General features: G+C 72.5%; 12 protein-coding genes. 2 read left to right on the forward strand and 10 right to left on the reverse strand.

Annotated elements, in window-relative coordinates; translation table 11 throughout:
• Window positions 1–5 precede the first annotated feature (5 nt).
• Genes ACTWJ9_RS15335 through ACTWJ9_RS15345 form a run of 3 tightly spaced genes read right to left on the reverse strand, consistent with a single transcriptional unit; the run spans window position 6 to window position 3,741 of the window.
• Complete coding sequence (locus ACTWJ9_RS15335; protein WP_279334785.1) at window positions 6–1,430, reverse strand: sugar porter family MFS transporter; 1,425 nt, start codon at window positions 1,428–1,430, stop codon at window positions 6–8.
• Entirely contained in the window at window positions 1,427–2,893 is a 1,467-nt protein-coding gene (locus ACTWJ9_RS15340) for a glucose-6-phosphate dehydrogenase (RefSeq protein WP_443294316.1), read from the reverse strand. Before ACTWJ9_RS15340 ends, ACTWJ9_RS15335 begins: the two co-directional genes overlap by 4 nt.
• A complete protein-coding gene (locus ACTWJ9_RS15345; protein WP_443294317.1) occupies window positions 2,890–3,741 on the reverse strand; it encodes an SMP-30/gluconolactonase/LRE family protein in 852 nt (283 codons plus the stop codon). Before ACTWJ9_RS15345 ends, ACTWJ9_RS15340 begins: the two co-directional genes overlap by 4 nt.
• Before the next feature lie 113 nt (window positions 3,742–3,854).
• Here ACTWJ9_RS15345 and ACTWJ9_RS15350 point away from each other — a divergent pair, with 113 nt between their 5' ends.
• Together ACTWJ9_RS15350 and ACTWJ9_RS15355 are read left to right on the forward strand one after the other, a co-directional pair.
• A complete protein-coding gene (locus tag ACTWJ9_RS15350) occupies window positions 3,855–5,102 on the forward strand; it encodes an FUSC family protein (RefSeq protein ID WP_443294318.1) in 1,248 nt (415 codons plus the stop codon).
• A 222-nt stretch (window positions 5,103–5,324) separates the two neighbouring features.
• Entirely contained in the window at window positions 5,325–5,747 is a 423-nt protein-coding gene (locus ACTWJ9_RS15355; protein WP_279334789.1) for a DUF3151 domain-containing protein, read from the forward strand.
• Between the two features lie 21 nt (window positions 5,748–5,768).
• On the opposite strand, the gene ACTWJ9_RS15360 is transcribed toward ACTWJ9_RS15355, so the two are convergent.
• From ACTWJ9_RS15360 to ACTWJ9_RS15390, 7 genes are all read right to left on the reverse strand, one after another.
• On the reverse strand, window positions 5,769–7,301 hold the full coding sequence (locus tag ACTWJ9_RS15360; RefSeq protein WP_443294319.1) for an MFS transporter: 1,533 nt from the start codon (window positions 7,299–7,301) through the stop codon (window positions 5,769–5,771).
• Between the two features lie 63 nt (window positions 7,302–7,364).
• Window positions 7,365–8,396: a class II fructose-bisphosphate aldolase gene (gene fbaA / locus ACTWJ9_RS15365; protein WP_279334791.1), complete on the reverse strand. Its 1,032-nt coding sequence runs from the start codon at window positions 8,394–8,396 to the stop codon at window positions 7,365–7,367.
• A gap of 179 nt (window positions 8,397–8,575) precedes the next feature.
• Window positions 8,576–9,124 (reverse strand): orotate phosphoribosyltransferase, encoded by a 549-nt coding sequence (gene pyrE, locus ACTWJ9_RS15370; protein WP_279334792.1) that lies wholly within the window; start codon window positions 9,122–9,124, stop codon window positions 8,576–8,578.
• A gap of 20 nt (window positions 9,125–9,144) precedes the next feature.
• Window positions 9,145–9,969 (reverse strand): aldose epimerase family protein, encoded by an 825-nt coding sequence (locus ACTWJ9_RS15375; protein ID WP_387038718.1) that lies wholly within the window; start codon window positions 9,967–9,969, stop codon window positions 9,145–9,147.
• A 70-nt stretch (window positions 9,970–10,039) separates the two neighbouring features.
• Complete coding sequence (locus ACTWJ9_RS15380) at window positions 10,040–10,948, reverse strand: SRPBCC domain-containing protein (RefSeq protein WP_443294320.1); 909 nt, start codon at window positions 10,946–10,948, stop codon at window positions 10,040–10,042.
• Window positions 10,949–11,060: 112 nt separating this feature from the next.
• On the reverse strand, window positions 11,061–12,671 hold the full coding sequence (locus ACTWJ9_RS15385; protein ID WP_279334795.1) for a polyamine aminopropyltransferase: 1,611 nt from the start codon (window positions 12,669–12,671) through the stop codon (window positions 11,061–11,063).
• A gap of 89 nt (window positions 12,672–12,760) precedes the next feature.
• Window positions 12,761–13,279: a DUF2617 family protein gene (locus tag ACTWJ9_RS15390; protein ID WP_279334796.1), complete on the reverse strand. Its 519-nt coding sequence runs from the start codon at window positions 13,277–13,279 to the stop codon at window positions 12,761–12,763.
• Between the last annotated feature and the right edge of the window lie 271 nt (window positions 13,280–13,550).

A 13,550-nucleotide genomic window follows, 5' to 3' on the forward strand; every position in this document is an offset into this window, starting at 1 on the left:
TCCGTTCACGCCGTCGGCGCGTTCCACCGCCGGCGCAGGTCCGCGCCCACCTCGTCGGCGTGCCGGCTGCGCGTCTCGGGGACGAACCGGGCGACGAACCCCACACCCAGGACGCAGATCACGGCGAAGATCCAGAAGGTGGGCCCTTCCCCGATGGCCGAGATCAGAGGAAGGAACACCAGGCTCACCACGAAGTTGGAGAGCCAGTTCACGGTCGCACCGGCGCTGGATCCCTCGGCGCGTTGGGCAGGGGGGAAGAGTTCGCCGAGCAGCACCCAGAAGACCGGGCCCAGACCGACCCCGAACCCGATGATGTACAGCATCATGAAGATGAGCATGAGCACCGGGGGCAGACCCACGGCGAACGCCACCCCCAGCAGCGCGATGGAGACCGCCATCGCCGCCAGGGAGAAGAGCAGCAGGGGGCGGCGGCCGAGCCGGTCGACGAGGTTGAGGGCGACCACGGTGATGATGACGTTGATGACGCCGATGAAGACCGAGTAGAAGATCGCGTTCGAGGCGGACAGACCGGCCTGGCCCATGATCGTCGGCGCGTAGTAGAGGATCGTGTTGATCCCGGAGAACTGCTGGAGGGCGGCGAGGATCACACCGACCAGGAGCGCGGGGCGGACCGCCGGGGCCAGCAGCGCCTTCAGGTTCCCGGAGCCGCTCCCGGGCTCCTCCCGGCGCTGCCCGCCCTCCCGGCCGGTGCGGCCGAAGCGTGCGACGACCAGGTCCGTGCCGCCCGGTTCGGTGACCTTGTCGAGCGTCCTTCGGGCCTGGTCCGTCTTGCCGTGGGTGAGGGACCACACCGGGGATTCGGGCAGCCACAGGCACGCCAGGACGAGGAGCGCGGACGGGATGCCGCCGATCCAGAACATCCCGCGCCAGTTCTCGGAGCCGGAGAAGGCCCAGTTGACGAGGTAGGAGACGAGCAGACCGGTGCTGATGAGCAGTTGGTTGAGGCTGAGGACGCGGCCCCGGACCTGAGCCGGTGCCATCTCACCGAGGTAGGTCGGCACCGTGGCCGACACACCGCCGACGGCGAGGCCCATGACGATGCGGCCGAGCAGCAGCATCCAGTAGCCGGTGGCCGCGGCGGCGAGGACGATCCCGAGGAAGAACAGGACACCGAGGCCGGCCAGGAGCGGACGCCGTCCGTAGCGGTCCGCGATCCTCCCGCTGGCCAGCGCGCCGACGACCGCGCCGAGCAGCAGGACGCTCACCACCGAGCTCTGCTCGAAGGAGTCGAGACCGAAGTCCTCCCGGATGAACAGCAGCGCGCCGGAGATGATCCCGGTGTCGAAGCCGAACAGGAAGCTGCCGAGGGTGATGGCCATCGCCCAGCGGCGGACACGGTGCACCCCCTGCGGGGTGAGGTGGACGAAGTGGCTCTCCTCCCTGGGGCGTGTGTTCAGTGGCTCGCTCATGGCCTCCTGTCCTCCCAGGCCGCCGGACCGGCACTGCCGGCCTGGTACTCCTCGAGCGGGACCCGGCCGTCGCGCCACGCGTCCAGCACCGGCTGGACGATGCGCCAGGACTCGACCGACATGTCGTCGCGCACCGACAGGGGCTTCTCGTCCTCCAGGACGCCCCGCAGCACCTCGCCGTACTCGAACAGCTCGCCGGGGCCGAAACGCGTGTCGAGCGTGACCGGGGAGATGGTGGACGGGTCGCCCGGCCCGTTGATGTTGAGGTCCATCTGGAGGCGACGCGGGCCGAGGCCGATGTGCAGCCGGTTGGCGCGGACCTCGCCGGCGAGTCCGTCCGGGACGTGCCGGGGGGCCTTGAACCAGAACGTGACCTCCTGACGGGGTGAGCCGATCGCCTTGCCCGAGCGGACGCGGAACGGCACCCCGGCCCACCGCCAGGTGTCGACGGCGAACACCACCTCGGCCAGGGTCTCCGTCCCCCGGGCGGGGTCGATGCCCTCCTCGTCGACGTACGACGGGAGGGAACGGCCGTCGATCGTGCCGGCGGTGTAGCGGGCGCGGCGGCTGAACCGCTCGGGGCGGTCGTCCCAGACGCGGGTCGCCCGGAGGATGTGCGCCTTGGAATCCCGTACCTCGAGCTGTTCCAGCGTGCTCGGCGGGGGCATCGCCGCGATCGCCAGCACCTGGAGCAGATGGCTCTGGATCATGTCGCGCAGGGCGCCCGTCACGTCGTAGAAGCCGGCCCGGCCCTCGAGGCCGAGCGTCTCGTCGAAGACGATGTCGACCGCCTCGACGTGCTCCGCGGAGAGCAGCGGTTCGATCACCCGGTTGGCGAACCGGACGCCGAGGATGTTGAGCACCGTCGACATGCCGAGGAAGTGGTCGACGCGGTGCACGTGATCCTCGGGCATGAAGCCGTGCAGCAGTTCGTTCAGCGCGGTGGCGCTGGCCGCGTCGGTGCCGAAGGGCTTCTCCAGCACCAGGCGCGTACCGTCCGGCACGCCGATCCGGGCCAGCGCCCGGCAGGCCTCGACCGTCACGGCCGCCGGCAGCGCGAAGTACAGCGTGAGACGGCCGCGGCGGCACTCCAGCAGGCGGCGCAGGTCGTCCTCGTCGGTGGCGTCCGCGGCCGCGTAGCGCGCGTTGCGGACGACGGTGTCGACGGCCGGCCCGCTCGCCTCACCGGCCGCGAACGCCTGCGCGACGACCGCTTGCCACTCCGCGTCGCCCTGCTCGCCCCGGTCGCTGCCGACGAGGAAGAGGTCGGTCAGCGAGGACGAGGCGACCAGGCCGCCCAGTCCCGGAAGGAGCAGCCTGGCCGTCAGGTCGCCGCGCGCGCCGAGGATGAGCAGGGTCTGCGTCTGCCCGGACTCGGTCCCGACCTCGGAGCCGGCCTGCTTCCCGGTCCGCCCGGCACGCTCACTCTTCGAGCCGCCCGCGGGGGCGTCGGCGCCGCTCATCCCGCGTACTCCCGCACGGGCACGCCCCGGACACCGGGTGTGCAGGCGAACAACGCGCCCGCCTCCGGCTCGGCGCCGGGTTCGAGGTGCTCGCGGGAGGTCGTGATGAACAGCCGGTCGAGTCCCGGCCCTCCGAAGGTGCACGCCGTGACCTTGGTGGCCGGAAGCGTCACGACCTCGTCGAGGGTGCCGTCCGGCGCGTACCGGCACACCGAGCCGCCGCCGTACAGGGCGACCCACACGCCGCCCTCCGCGTCGACCGTCAGTCCGTCCGGACTGCCGCCCGGACCGCCCGGTACGGCGGCGAACGGGCGCCGCCCGCTCAGCCCGCGCTCACGGTCGTAGTCGAAGACGTCGACGCGGTCCGTCGCGGTGTCGGCGTAGTAGGCGCGGTCGCCGTCGGGACTCCACTCGAGACCGTTGGAGATCGTCACGCCGTCGAGGACCGTCGTCGTCGAGCCGTCCGGATCCAGGCGGTGCAGCGAACCGGCTCCCGGCCGGTCGTCGTAGGCCATCGAGCCGCAGTAGAACCGTCCGTCAGGATCGCATCCGCCCTCGTTCATGCGGACACCGTCATCACTCCACAGGGAATCCAAGAGGGTCACCTTTCCGTCCGCGTCCTCGAGCGCGAACCCACGGGTGACGCCCATGACGGCGCCCCCTCGTCGTCTGGGCCGGACCGCGGCCACCACGGTGTCGATGTGCCGCCGCGTCACGCTCCCGTCCGCGGCGAGCGACAGCACGTCCCCCGCCAGCATGTCCAGCCACCGGAGGCCGCCCCACGCCGCGGACCAGACCGGCCCCTCACCGTGGTAGGCGATCGGTTCGGTCACCTGCTCGACCTTCACCGTCGACACCTTCCGTCCGGCGCGGGCACGAGCGCAGGCACGGACACCGGCGTGGCTCGCCGGGGGCGGTCGGCGCCCGGCGGGCGGGGTGACCGGCTGGCATGATGAGCCGGGTGAGCGCGCCGCGGTCCCGCAGAACAGCCCGCGGAGTCGGCGCGGTGGCACGCCGGACGGTGTCGGGGCTCTCGGTCGGCGGCCGCCGGGTCGCCCTGGACGTGTGGCTGCTCCTTCAGGCCACCGCCAGCGCCACGGCGGCGTGGCTGGTGGCCCGCTACGTGTTCGGCCATCCCGCCCCGTACTTCGCGCCCATCACGGCGATGGTCGCGCTGACCGCGAACCTCGGCGAACGCGGACTGCACGCGATCCGGCTCCTCCAGGGCGTGCTCCTCGGCCTGCTGGTCGGCCAACTCGTGCTCGCCGTCCTGGGAAAGGGCCCGGGCACGATGGCGCTCGCCGTCTTCGTCTCGCTCGCGACCGCCCGCGCCCTGCGGAGCGCACAGGTCGTCGTCGTCCAGGCCGCGGTGAGCTCCATCCTGGTGGTGGCGCTGGGCAACCAGGCGAACGGTGTCCAGCGCCTGGTGGACGCACTGACCGGCGCGGGCATCGCTCTCGTGTTCTCGCAACTCCTCTTCCCGCCCGAGCCCCTGGCGCTGCTGCGCCGCGCCGAGGCGGCCGCGCTCCACGCGATCGCCGACGGCCTGACCACCCTGGCCGACGCCATCGACCAGGACGACGACGAGCTCGCCCACCAGTCGGTCGGGGAACTCCGCGAGGTGCTGGACCACCTGCTGGAGCTGCGCCGGGTCGGGCGGACCGACACGCGCGTCACCCGTCGGGCGCTGACCTGGCGGGCGAAGGTCGTCGTGCGCGAGAAGGAGAACGCGGAGCACCTCGATCTGCTCGGTGCCAGCTGCCTCATGCTCGCGCGCCTCGTCGCGTCGGCCGACTCCGACACCCGTGGCCGGCTCCAGGAGCCGGTGCGCGGCCTGACGGACGTCATCGCCTCGCTGGCCGGCGGACTCGACGACCGCGATGTGCGCCGGCGCGCCGCGGACCGCTCGCTGGAACTCGCGACGCGGATCACCGCGGAGACGGCCGGGGCGGCCGCCTCGGACCGCACCTTCCTGGCCTACGGCCTCCGCACGGTCGCGACCGACATCGTCACGTTCGCGGGAGTCGACCTCACCGACACGCTCGAGGCGATCCGCGCGGGCGCGCTGGACCAGCGCGTGCCCCCCGCCAAGATGCCACCCGGACGACTGCACCGCTGGGCCGGCCGCCTCCTCGGCCGGTCGAGACGACTCCGGGGCAGGGCCCGCCGGTCCTCCGCCCGGAACGGGCCCTCGAAAGAGCGATCGTGAGGGCGGTCGTCGGGCCGGGAGGGCAGGCTGTGTCCCGCCGTTCCTGAGCATGGCAACTCCGTCCGGGATCGTGGCCAGAGGGGCGGACGTCCGAAGGCGGTACGAGGGCCCGCAGACGACGCGGGAGCATCACCCGTCCGATGGTCGCCCGCACCCCGGCCACCCGCATCTCCACCGCACGGCCCCGGAAGGGCACCGCGCCGTAGATGGCAGACTGGCGGCATGACCACTCAGAAGAACCTGCTCGGTGGCCCGGACCCCACGCATCTGCCGGAGAACGAGGAGGCGTACCGCCTGCTCGCCGAGGACTCCCTGCCGCCGGCCGAGGTGGTGGCGAAGTTCCCCACGTTCTCCCTGGCCTGGGCCATGCTCGCCGACGACGCCTTCGAGGCGGGGCGGGTGGTGGAGTCGTACGCGTACGCCCGGACGGGTTACCACCGAGGACTCGACGCGCTGCGCCGGTCCGGCTGGAAGGGCCACGGCCCGATCCCGTGGAGCCACCGCGCCAACCGCGGCTTCCTGCGCTGCCTCGCCGCCCTCACCCGCGCCGCCGAGGCGATCGAGGAGAAGGACGAGGCGGAGCGGTGCCGCCAGTTCCTCCAGGACAGCAGCGCCGAGGCGTACGAGGAGCTGAAGCGGGCTTAGAGCCCCGGACTCCCGAGGCGCTCAGGTTCCGGGAGTCCGGGGCCCGGGCGGTGGTGGTGTTTCACGTGGAACACCACCTTTCCGCCCCACCTCGGGCCCGGTTTCGGTCTCGGCCTCCAGCGGGGGCACGGCCACGCTGCCGTGGGTGCGGCACTCGGGGCGCCGACAGCCCGGCGCGGGACGCCGTACGGTCGCGAAGGCGAGGGCCGAGCCGACCACCAGGACCCCGGCGCACAGCACCATCGCCCGCCGGAACGCGTCGTCGAAGGCGGCCGGCTCCCGGTACGCCTCCGGCCCCATCCCGACCAGCAGCGGCAGCGCGGCCACCGCCACCAGGCCGGCCGCGCGGGCCGCCGCGTTGTTGATGCCGCTGGCCAGACCCGCCCGCGCGGTGTCCACGGCGGCCAGGACGGTCGCGGTCAGCGGCGCCACCAGGGTGACCATGCCGAGGCCCAGCACCAGCAGCGCCGGCAGCACATCGGTGAGGTACGAGGCGCCCGGCCCCACCCGCGTCATCAGCAGCATCCCGGCGGCACACAGCAGCGGTCCGACGGTGAGCGGGATGCGCGGCCCGATGCGCTCGCCGAGTTCACCGGAGCGGGCCGAGAGCAGCAGCATCATCGCGGTCGTGGGCAGCAGGGCCGTACCGGCGGCGAGCGCGGACCAGCCGACGGCGACCTGGAGCTGGAGCGCGGCGAGGAAGAAGAAACCGCCGAAGGCCGCGTACACGCACAGCGTGACGACGTTGACCGCCGTGAACTGGCGGGAGGCGAAGATGTCCAGCGGCATCATCGGGTGCTCGCGGTGTTTCTCCACGGCCACGAAGGCGACGGCGGCGGCCAGCCCGGCGACGGCGGCGACCGCGACCACCGGAGAGCCCCCACCGGCCTCGATCAGCGCGTACGTCACCAGGGCGAGGGCCAGCGCGCCGAGGACCGCGCCGAGCACGTCGAAGCGGCCGGTGGCCTGCTGCCCGCCGTCCGACTCCGGTACGTGGCGCACGGCGATCGGGGCGCACACCACGGCCAGCGGCACGTTGATCAGGAACACCCAGCGCCAGCCCGGCCCGTCCACCAGCCAGCCGCCGAGGAACGGGCCGACCGCCGCGCCGATCCCGCCGAAACCGGACCACAGGCCCACCGCCCGGCCCCGGTCGTCGGGGTGGAAGGACGCCTGGATCAGGGCGAGCGAGCCGGGCGTGAGCAGCGCGCCGCCGACGCCCTGCAGGGCGCGGGCGGCGATCAGCACACCGGCGTTCGGGGCGATACCGCACAGCAGGGAGGCCGTCGCGAACCACAGCACCCCGACGACGAACACCTTCCGGCGGCCGAACCGGTCCCCCAGCGCCCCGCCCAGCAGGATCAGCCCGGCCAGCGTGACCATGTACGCGTTGACCGTCCACTGCAGGGCCGCGAGGTCCGCGTCGAGGTCGCGGCCGATGCGCGGAAGGGCGACGTTGACGACGGTGGAGTCCAGCAGGGCCATGCTGGAACCGAGCACCGTGGTCAGCAGGATCCACTTGCCCTGCGGGGAGGCCAGCCGGACATCGGGCATGCAGGGAGCATACGGAAGAGCCCGGCACCTGAGCAGGTGCCGGGCTCGACGCGTACGAGCGGATTACTTGATCCGGGTGCCCGTGGAACGCAGGTTCTGGCAGGCCTCGACGATGCGGGCGGACATCGACGCCTCGGCCAGCTTGCCCCAGGTACGCGGGTCGTAGGTCTTCTTGGAGCCGACCTCGCCGTCGACCTTCAGGACACCGTCGTAGTTCTTGAACATGTGGTCGACGACCGGACGCGTGAAGGCGTACTGCGTGTCCGTGTCGATGTTCATCTTGACCACGCCGTTCTCCAGGGCGGTCAGGATCTCCTGCTCGCTGGAGCCCGAGCCGCCGTGGAAGACGAAGTCGAACGGCTGCGAACCGGCCGGCTTGCCGTACTTGGCGGCGGTGCCCTCGTTGAGCTCCTTCAGCAGCTCGGGACGGAGGACCACGTTGCCCGGCTTGTACACACCGTGCACGTTGCCGAAGGAGGCGGCCAGCAGGTAGCGGCCCTTCTCGCCGAGGCCGAGCGCCTCCGCCGTACGGATCGCGTCGTCGACCGTGGTGTAGAGGGAGTCGTTGATCTCGTGCGAGACGCCGTCCTCCTCGCCGCCGGTCGGGGTGATCTCGACCTCGAGGATGATCTTCGCGGCGCGGGCGCGCTCCAGCAGCTCCTGGGCGATGCTCAGGTTGTCGGCGAGCGTCTCGGCGGAGCCGTCCCACATGTGGGACTGGAACAGCGGGTTGCGGCCGGCCTTGACCCGCTCCTCCGAGACGGCGAGCAGCGGACGGACGTACCCGTCGAGCTTGTCCTTCGGGCAGTGGTCCGTGTGCAGGGCGATGTTGACGTCGTACTTCTCGGCGACGATGTGCGCGAACTCGGCCAGGGCGACCGCGCCGGTCACCATCTCCTTCTTGTGCTGGCCGCCCAGGAACTCGGCGCCGCCCGTGGAGATCTGGACGATGCCGTCGCTCTCCGACTCGGCGAAGCCGCGCAGTGCCGCGTGCAGGGTCTGGGACGAGGTGACGTTGATGGCCGGGTAGGCGAACTTTCCTGCCTTCGCCCGGTCCAGCATCTCGTTGTAGACCTCGGGAGTTGCGATGGGCATCTGTCCGCTCCTTATGCGTGCGGTGTGGCGTACTGGGTGCTGTCGGCCCTGACCTGGAACCTTGGATGCGACGTCATTGTCGGCCCCATCCTCCCAGACGTGCCCGGCTGGTCGACGGCGCAGGTCAAGTCGTTATGTCGGATGATGTCGGACGGAGGTCCGGCCGGTCGGCCACGGCCTCAGTCCAGGCCGAGCTGGTCCTTGCCGAAGGCGAACAGGTACGGCACCCCGGCGCCCTCCTGGATCTTCTCGGCGGCGCCGGTCGCCCGGTCGACGATGGTCGCGACGGCCACCACCTCGGCGCCGGCCTCGCGCACGGCCTCGACGGCGGTGAGCGGGGAGCCGCCGGTGGTGGAGGTGTCCTCGACGACCAGGACCCGGCGGCCCTTGATGTCCGGGCCCTCCACGCGCCGCTGCAGGCCGTGCGCCTTGGCCGCCTTGCGGACCACGAAGGCGTCCAGCCTCCGGCCGCGCGCGGCGGCGGCGTGCAGCATGGCGGCGGCCACCGGGTCGGCGCCCATGGTCAGTCCGCCGACCGCGTCGAACTCCAGCCCGTCGGTGAGGTCCAGCAGCACCTGGCCGACCAGCGGGGCGGCCTCGCCGTCCAGGGTGACGCGGCGCAGATCGACGTAGTAGTCGGCCTCGAGACCCGAGGAGAGGGTCACCTTGCCGTGCACCACGGCCTTGTCCTTGATCTGCTGCAACAGTGCGCTGCGTACCTCACTCATGGCAGCCAGGGTAGACCGCCTCAGAGCCTGCGCCAGGTCCAGGTGGTCGTGGCCTCCAGCGGCTCCAGCGGGGTGACCAGGCGCGGGTGGCTGTTCAGCCCGTCGGGCGGGCCGGTCTGCGGCTCCACACAGACGGCCTCACGCGGCTCGTCGTAGACCACCACCCACTCCTCACGGCTGGCCACCTTCAGCTCCAGCCGCCCCGGCCAGGTGAGGGTGACGTCGACGCCTCCCGGCATGCCGAAGCAGTCGTCCCAGGGGCCGGGCTTCGGGTCGATCCGGCGACCGGTGGGCAGGTGGTCGGCGCCGCGCTCCTCCTGCCACGCGGGCGTGAAGCCGATGCGTACGTCCGCTGTGCCCGCCGTGCCTGCTGTGTCTGCTGCGTTCGTGCCGCCGAGGGTGCGGTTGAACCAGGGGTGCCAGCCGATCTGCGCCGGGAAGGAGGACTCGTACGTCTCGACGGCCATGGCCAGGGTCAGCGAGTCCGCGCCGAGCGTGATCACCTGCGTCACCCGCCCGGGGTACGGCCAGGGCTCCCCGAGGTCGTACGTGATCACGGCCTCGTCCTCGCTCGCGCGGGCGGTACGCCAGGCGGTGTCACGGGCGGTGCCGTGGATGGCGTTCGGCGGGGCGTTCAGCGGCATCCGGTGGACGGTGGCACCGTTCCGGAACCGGCCGTCCCGGATCCGCCCGCACCAGGGAACCATCGGGAAGCACCCGTAGCGGTCGCCCTGGCGCAGCAGTTCGACGCCCCCGACCCGCAGTCCCGAGACCCGCCCGCCGTTTTCCGGCCGCACGGTGACCTCCGCGTCGCCCGCGGTCAGAGTGATGTCCGTGTTACTCACGGGACGACCCTACTGGGGTGATCAAGAGGGCTCCCCGGGTTTCGGGCCGGGCCCGCGCCCCGGGCCGGGGTCAGCGACGTCTGCGCAGTGCCCGCACGGCGACGATCGCCGAGGCCACCGCCAGGGCGGCCGCCGGGGCGGCCCAGCGCAGGGGGGTGGCCGTGGAGACGGTCTGCGGGGCGGGGACGGGGGCGTAACGGCCCCGGGGCGGGGCGTGGTCCACCTCCTCGGCACTGCGACCGATCATCGTGCGCCGCGCGTGCGCCGCCTCGGCGACGGTGTCGTCGGCGCCGTCGAGGTCGTCGAGGTCGTCGATACCGGCGATGTCATCGATGCCGTCGACATCGTCGAGACCGACGACCTCGTCCACGTCGTCCGTGAGATCCGTGTCGTCCATGCCGTCCGTGCCGTCCGTGCCGTCCATGTTCTCCATGCCGTCCCCGGCCTCGTCCTGGGGCTCGGGGCCGAGGGGCGGCAGAGAGGGCTCCGGGTCGAAGACGGGGGCCGGTGCGGGGGCCGGAGGCTCGTCCGTGGGCGGCTCGGGTGCGGAGGGCTCCCCCACCGCCGTGCCCAGGTTCTCCGCGAAACGGTTCAGTAGACGGGCCACCGCCGACGCCACCGCGTCCGCCGGGAGCTCCGTGACCCGGCCGTCGGCCGTCGCCGTGCCGTCGACGGTGAGCGTGGCGCCGCCCTCCGCGGCCAGCGGACGCAGTCGCAGCGCCAGTCTCACCGCGCCGGTGCCGCGCGTCTCGACGGCGTCACCCTCGACGGCGTAGGAACCGTCCGCGCGCCGGGACACCCGTACGGAGCCCCGGTAGGTGATGGAGTGGCTGCCGACCCGGAGCTTCAGCCGGCCGGCGACCGGATCCGCCCCGGCGTCGTGCTGGAGCCCCGGCACCGCGCGGGCGACCCGCGCAGGATCGTCCAGCGCCTCCCTGAGCCGCTCCACCGGAACCGGAACAAACACCTCGTGCTCCATGACTGCGGAGCCTACCCACGGCGACGCCGGGCTGTATCCCCGTCGGCGCGAAAGAGCGGCACAGCGGCACATCGGCACAGCGGTGCAGCAGTACAGCGAGGTGCGAGCCGGCTCAGCGGGCGTACCTGGGGTGCAGCAGCGTCGACGGCGGCAGACCGGGAACCCGGGTGCGTGCGGCGGCTCGCGCACCGGCCGCGAGGGAGCCGTCGGTGACGGTACGCGGACGGGGGCCGGCCGGGTCCAGGCGCAGCTCGGGGACGGAGCGGGCGGCCAGGACGAAACCCCGGTCGCCCCTGCTGTACGGGAGGGTGCGGAAGCCGGCCGCGCGGACCGTCGACTCCACCGTCCAGAACGTCCGGGGCCGGGACACCACCGGCCCGGCGTGCACCACGAGCCGCCCGCCGGGCGCCAGCACGCGCCGGGCCAGGCCGTAGAACTCCTGCGAGTACAGCTTGGTGCTCCCGGTGGCCTCCGGGCGCGGCAGGTCGCAGACCACCACGTCGTACGCCGCCGGGGGCGCCCGGCGCAGCCAGTCGAAGACGTCCGTGGTGCTGACACGGACCCGCGGGTCGTCGAGGGCGTGGTCGTTCAGCGCGGACAGGGCCGGGTCGCGGCGGGCCAGCCGCACGACGCCCGCGTCGAGCGCGACGACGTCGACCCGCCGCACCCCGTGGTGGCGCAGCACCTCGCGGGCGGCCAGTCCGTCGCCGCCGCCGAGGACGAGCACGCGCGGGTGCGGGCCGGTCATCGCGGGGTACGCGAGTGCCTCGTGGTAGCGGAGTTCGTCCCGGCTGCCGGCCCGCAGCCGGCCGTCCAGGAACAGGTCCAGGGGCCGGCCGTCGAGGCCGCCGGTGAGCACCACTTCCTGCACGTCGGTCTGCAGGGCGACCCGGACGTCCGAGCCGTACATGGCGTGGCGGGCGGCCCGTTCGAAGTCGTCGACGAGGAGAACGGCCGAGCCGAGGACGGCCAGCACGCAGAGGTTGCTGATCAGCAGCAGCCGGCGGGCGCGGCGGGTCAGGTCCTGCCGGAAGAGTCCGAGCACCAGTGCGCCGCCGACCACCGTGTTGACCGCGCCGGTGATCAGCGTCCCCGTCAACTGGCCCAGGAACGGCAGGAGGAGGAAGGGGAAGGCGAGCCCGCCGACGAGGGCGCCGACGTAGTCCGCGGCGAACAGGTCGGCCACCGCGCCACCCGCGTCCTGGCGGCGGATCCGCTGGATCAGCTCCATCAGCAGCGGTACCTCGGCCCCGATCAGCAGGCCGACGGCGAGGGAGAAGGCGACCAGCAGGACGTGCGGGCCGTGGGCCCACGGCCCGCCCCAGGAACCGGTCCAGGCGAAGACGGCGTACAGGCCCATCGCGCTGCATCCGCCGACCAGGGCGAGCGCGGCCTCGACGGCGCCGAAACCGGCCGCCGCGTGCCGGCACAGCCGCTTGGCGGCCAGCGAGCCGATCCCCATGGCGAAGACCATGACGGACAGCACGACGGACGCCTGGGTCACCGAGTCGCCCATCAGGTACGAGGCGAGCGCCACGAGTTCGAGCTCGTAGACGAGTCCGCAGGCCGCACAGACGAACACACCGGCGAGGACCAGGAACCGGCCGGTGGCCTGCCGCACCGGCAGCTTCAGCGAGCTGTCCGAGGGACTGTCGCCGTTGCCGCCCGGCCTGTCCCGGGGGTGCGTGGGGCGGGGCGGAGCGGGAGCCTGCGATTCGATCACCCCTGCGACGTTACGTTACGCCTCCGGCACGGATCGTCACCCACACGTGTGGTGTTTGTTTCATGCTGACGGAACCTGCGCGACGCCCCTCAGACGGCCGCCTTCACCCGTACACCCACCCTCGTCCGGGTCATCACCAGCTGGCCGTCCTGGGGGTAGGCGTGCCAGGTCCGCCAGTGGACCTGGCTCTCGTGGCGCTGGGCGAGCATCGCGGTGAACGCGTGCGGACTCCCGGGGAACACCCCGGCGAGACCGTGCGGATGGTCGGAGACCAGGGCGAGCAACTCCTGTGCACGGCCCCCGAAGGAGCCGGGGGAGAGCATCTCCACATGGGCGGCGAACTCGTACTCCCAGTCGCCCACCTGTGTGGCGACGCCCAGCGGAAGGGGCGTGCTGCTGCCCGGAAGGCAGGCCACCGTCTCCGAACAGACCCCCCGATCCTCTTCCAGCAGCACCTGGTGGGACGCGCCGAGAAGCCTCAACTGGACCTTGGCCCCGGTCAGTTCGAGGTCGAGTGTGGCCAGCGCGGGCAGCGGCTCGCGCCCCAGGGCCCAGGCGAGGTCGGCCGCGCGCGTGTCGGTGTAGGAGGTGGTCAGAGTCGTGAGCATGAATCGGCTCCGCAAGCGGACAAGGAGGGGCAGGAGAGGGAGATGGAGGGACCGCCGCACCCCGGTCACGCCGGGGAGTTCGGCCCGTCAGCCCGGTCGGACGGCCGGAAAGGGGATCCGCGGGGAGCCCGAGGGCTGTGTCGGTGATTTAGAGGGAATCACGAACTGTGGTGCTGCCACAGCGTTTTTACCCAACTTCGTGCGCTTTCCATCCCCCCGGGGGCTCTCCAGATCACCTGTTCAACCCAGCGCACACCCGACACATACGCGG

The sequence above is a fragment of the Streptomyces sp. GDS52 genome, from assembly GCF_052246875.1.
Classification (GTDB): Bacteria; Actinomycetota; Actinomycetes; order Streptomycetales; family Streptomycetaceae; genus Streptomyces; species Streptomyces cathayae.

Coding starts and splice junctions, on each gene's coding strand:
- ACTWJ9_RS15390 (WP_279334796.1), bottom strand. CDS start 13,279: ATGCTCACGACTCTGACCACCTCCTACACCGACACGCGCGCGGCCGAC.
- ACTWJ9_RS15355 (WP_279334789.1), top strand. CDS start 5,325: ATGACCACTCAGAAGAACCTGCTCGGTGGCCCGGACCCCACGCATCTG.
- pyrE (WP_279334792.1), bottom strand. CDS start 9,124: ATGAGTGAGGTACGCAGCGCACTGTTGCAGCAGATCAAGGACAAGGCC.
- ACTWJ9_RS15360 (WP_443294319.1), bottom strand. CDS start 7,301: ATGCCCGATGTCCGGCTGGCCTCCCCGCAGGGCAAGTGGATCCTGCTG.
- fbaA (WP_279334791.1), bottom strand. CDS start 8,396: ATGCCCATCGCAACTCCCGAGGTCTACAACGAGATGCTGGACCGGGCG.
- ACTWJ9_RS15380 (WP_443294320.1), bottom strand. CDS start 10,948: ATGGAGCACGAGGTGTTTGTTCCGGTTCCGGTGGAGCGGCTCAGGGAG.
- ACTWJ9_RS15335 (WP_279334785.1), bottom strand. CDS start 1,430: ATGAGCGAGCCACTGAACACACGCCCCAGGGAGGAGAGCCACTTCGTC.
- ACTWJ9_RS15340 (WP_443294316.1), bottom strand. CDS start 2,893: ATGAGCGGCGCCGACGCCCCCGCGGGCGGCTCGAAGAGTGAGCGTGCC.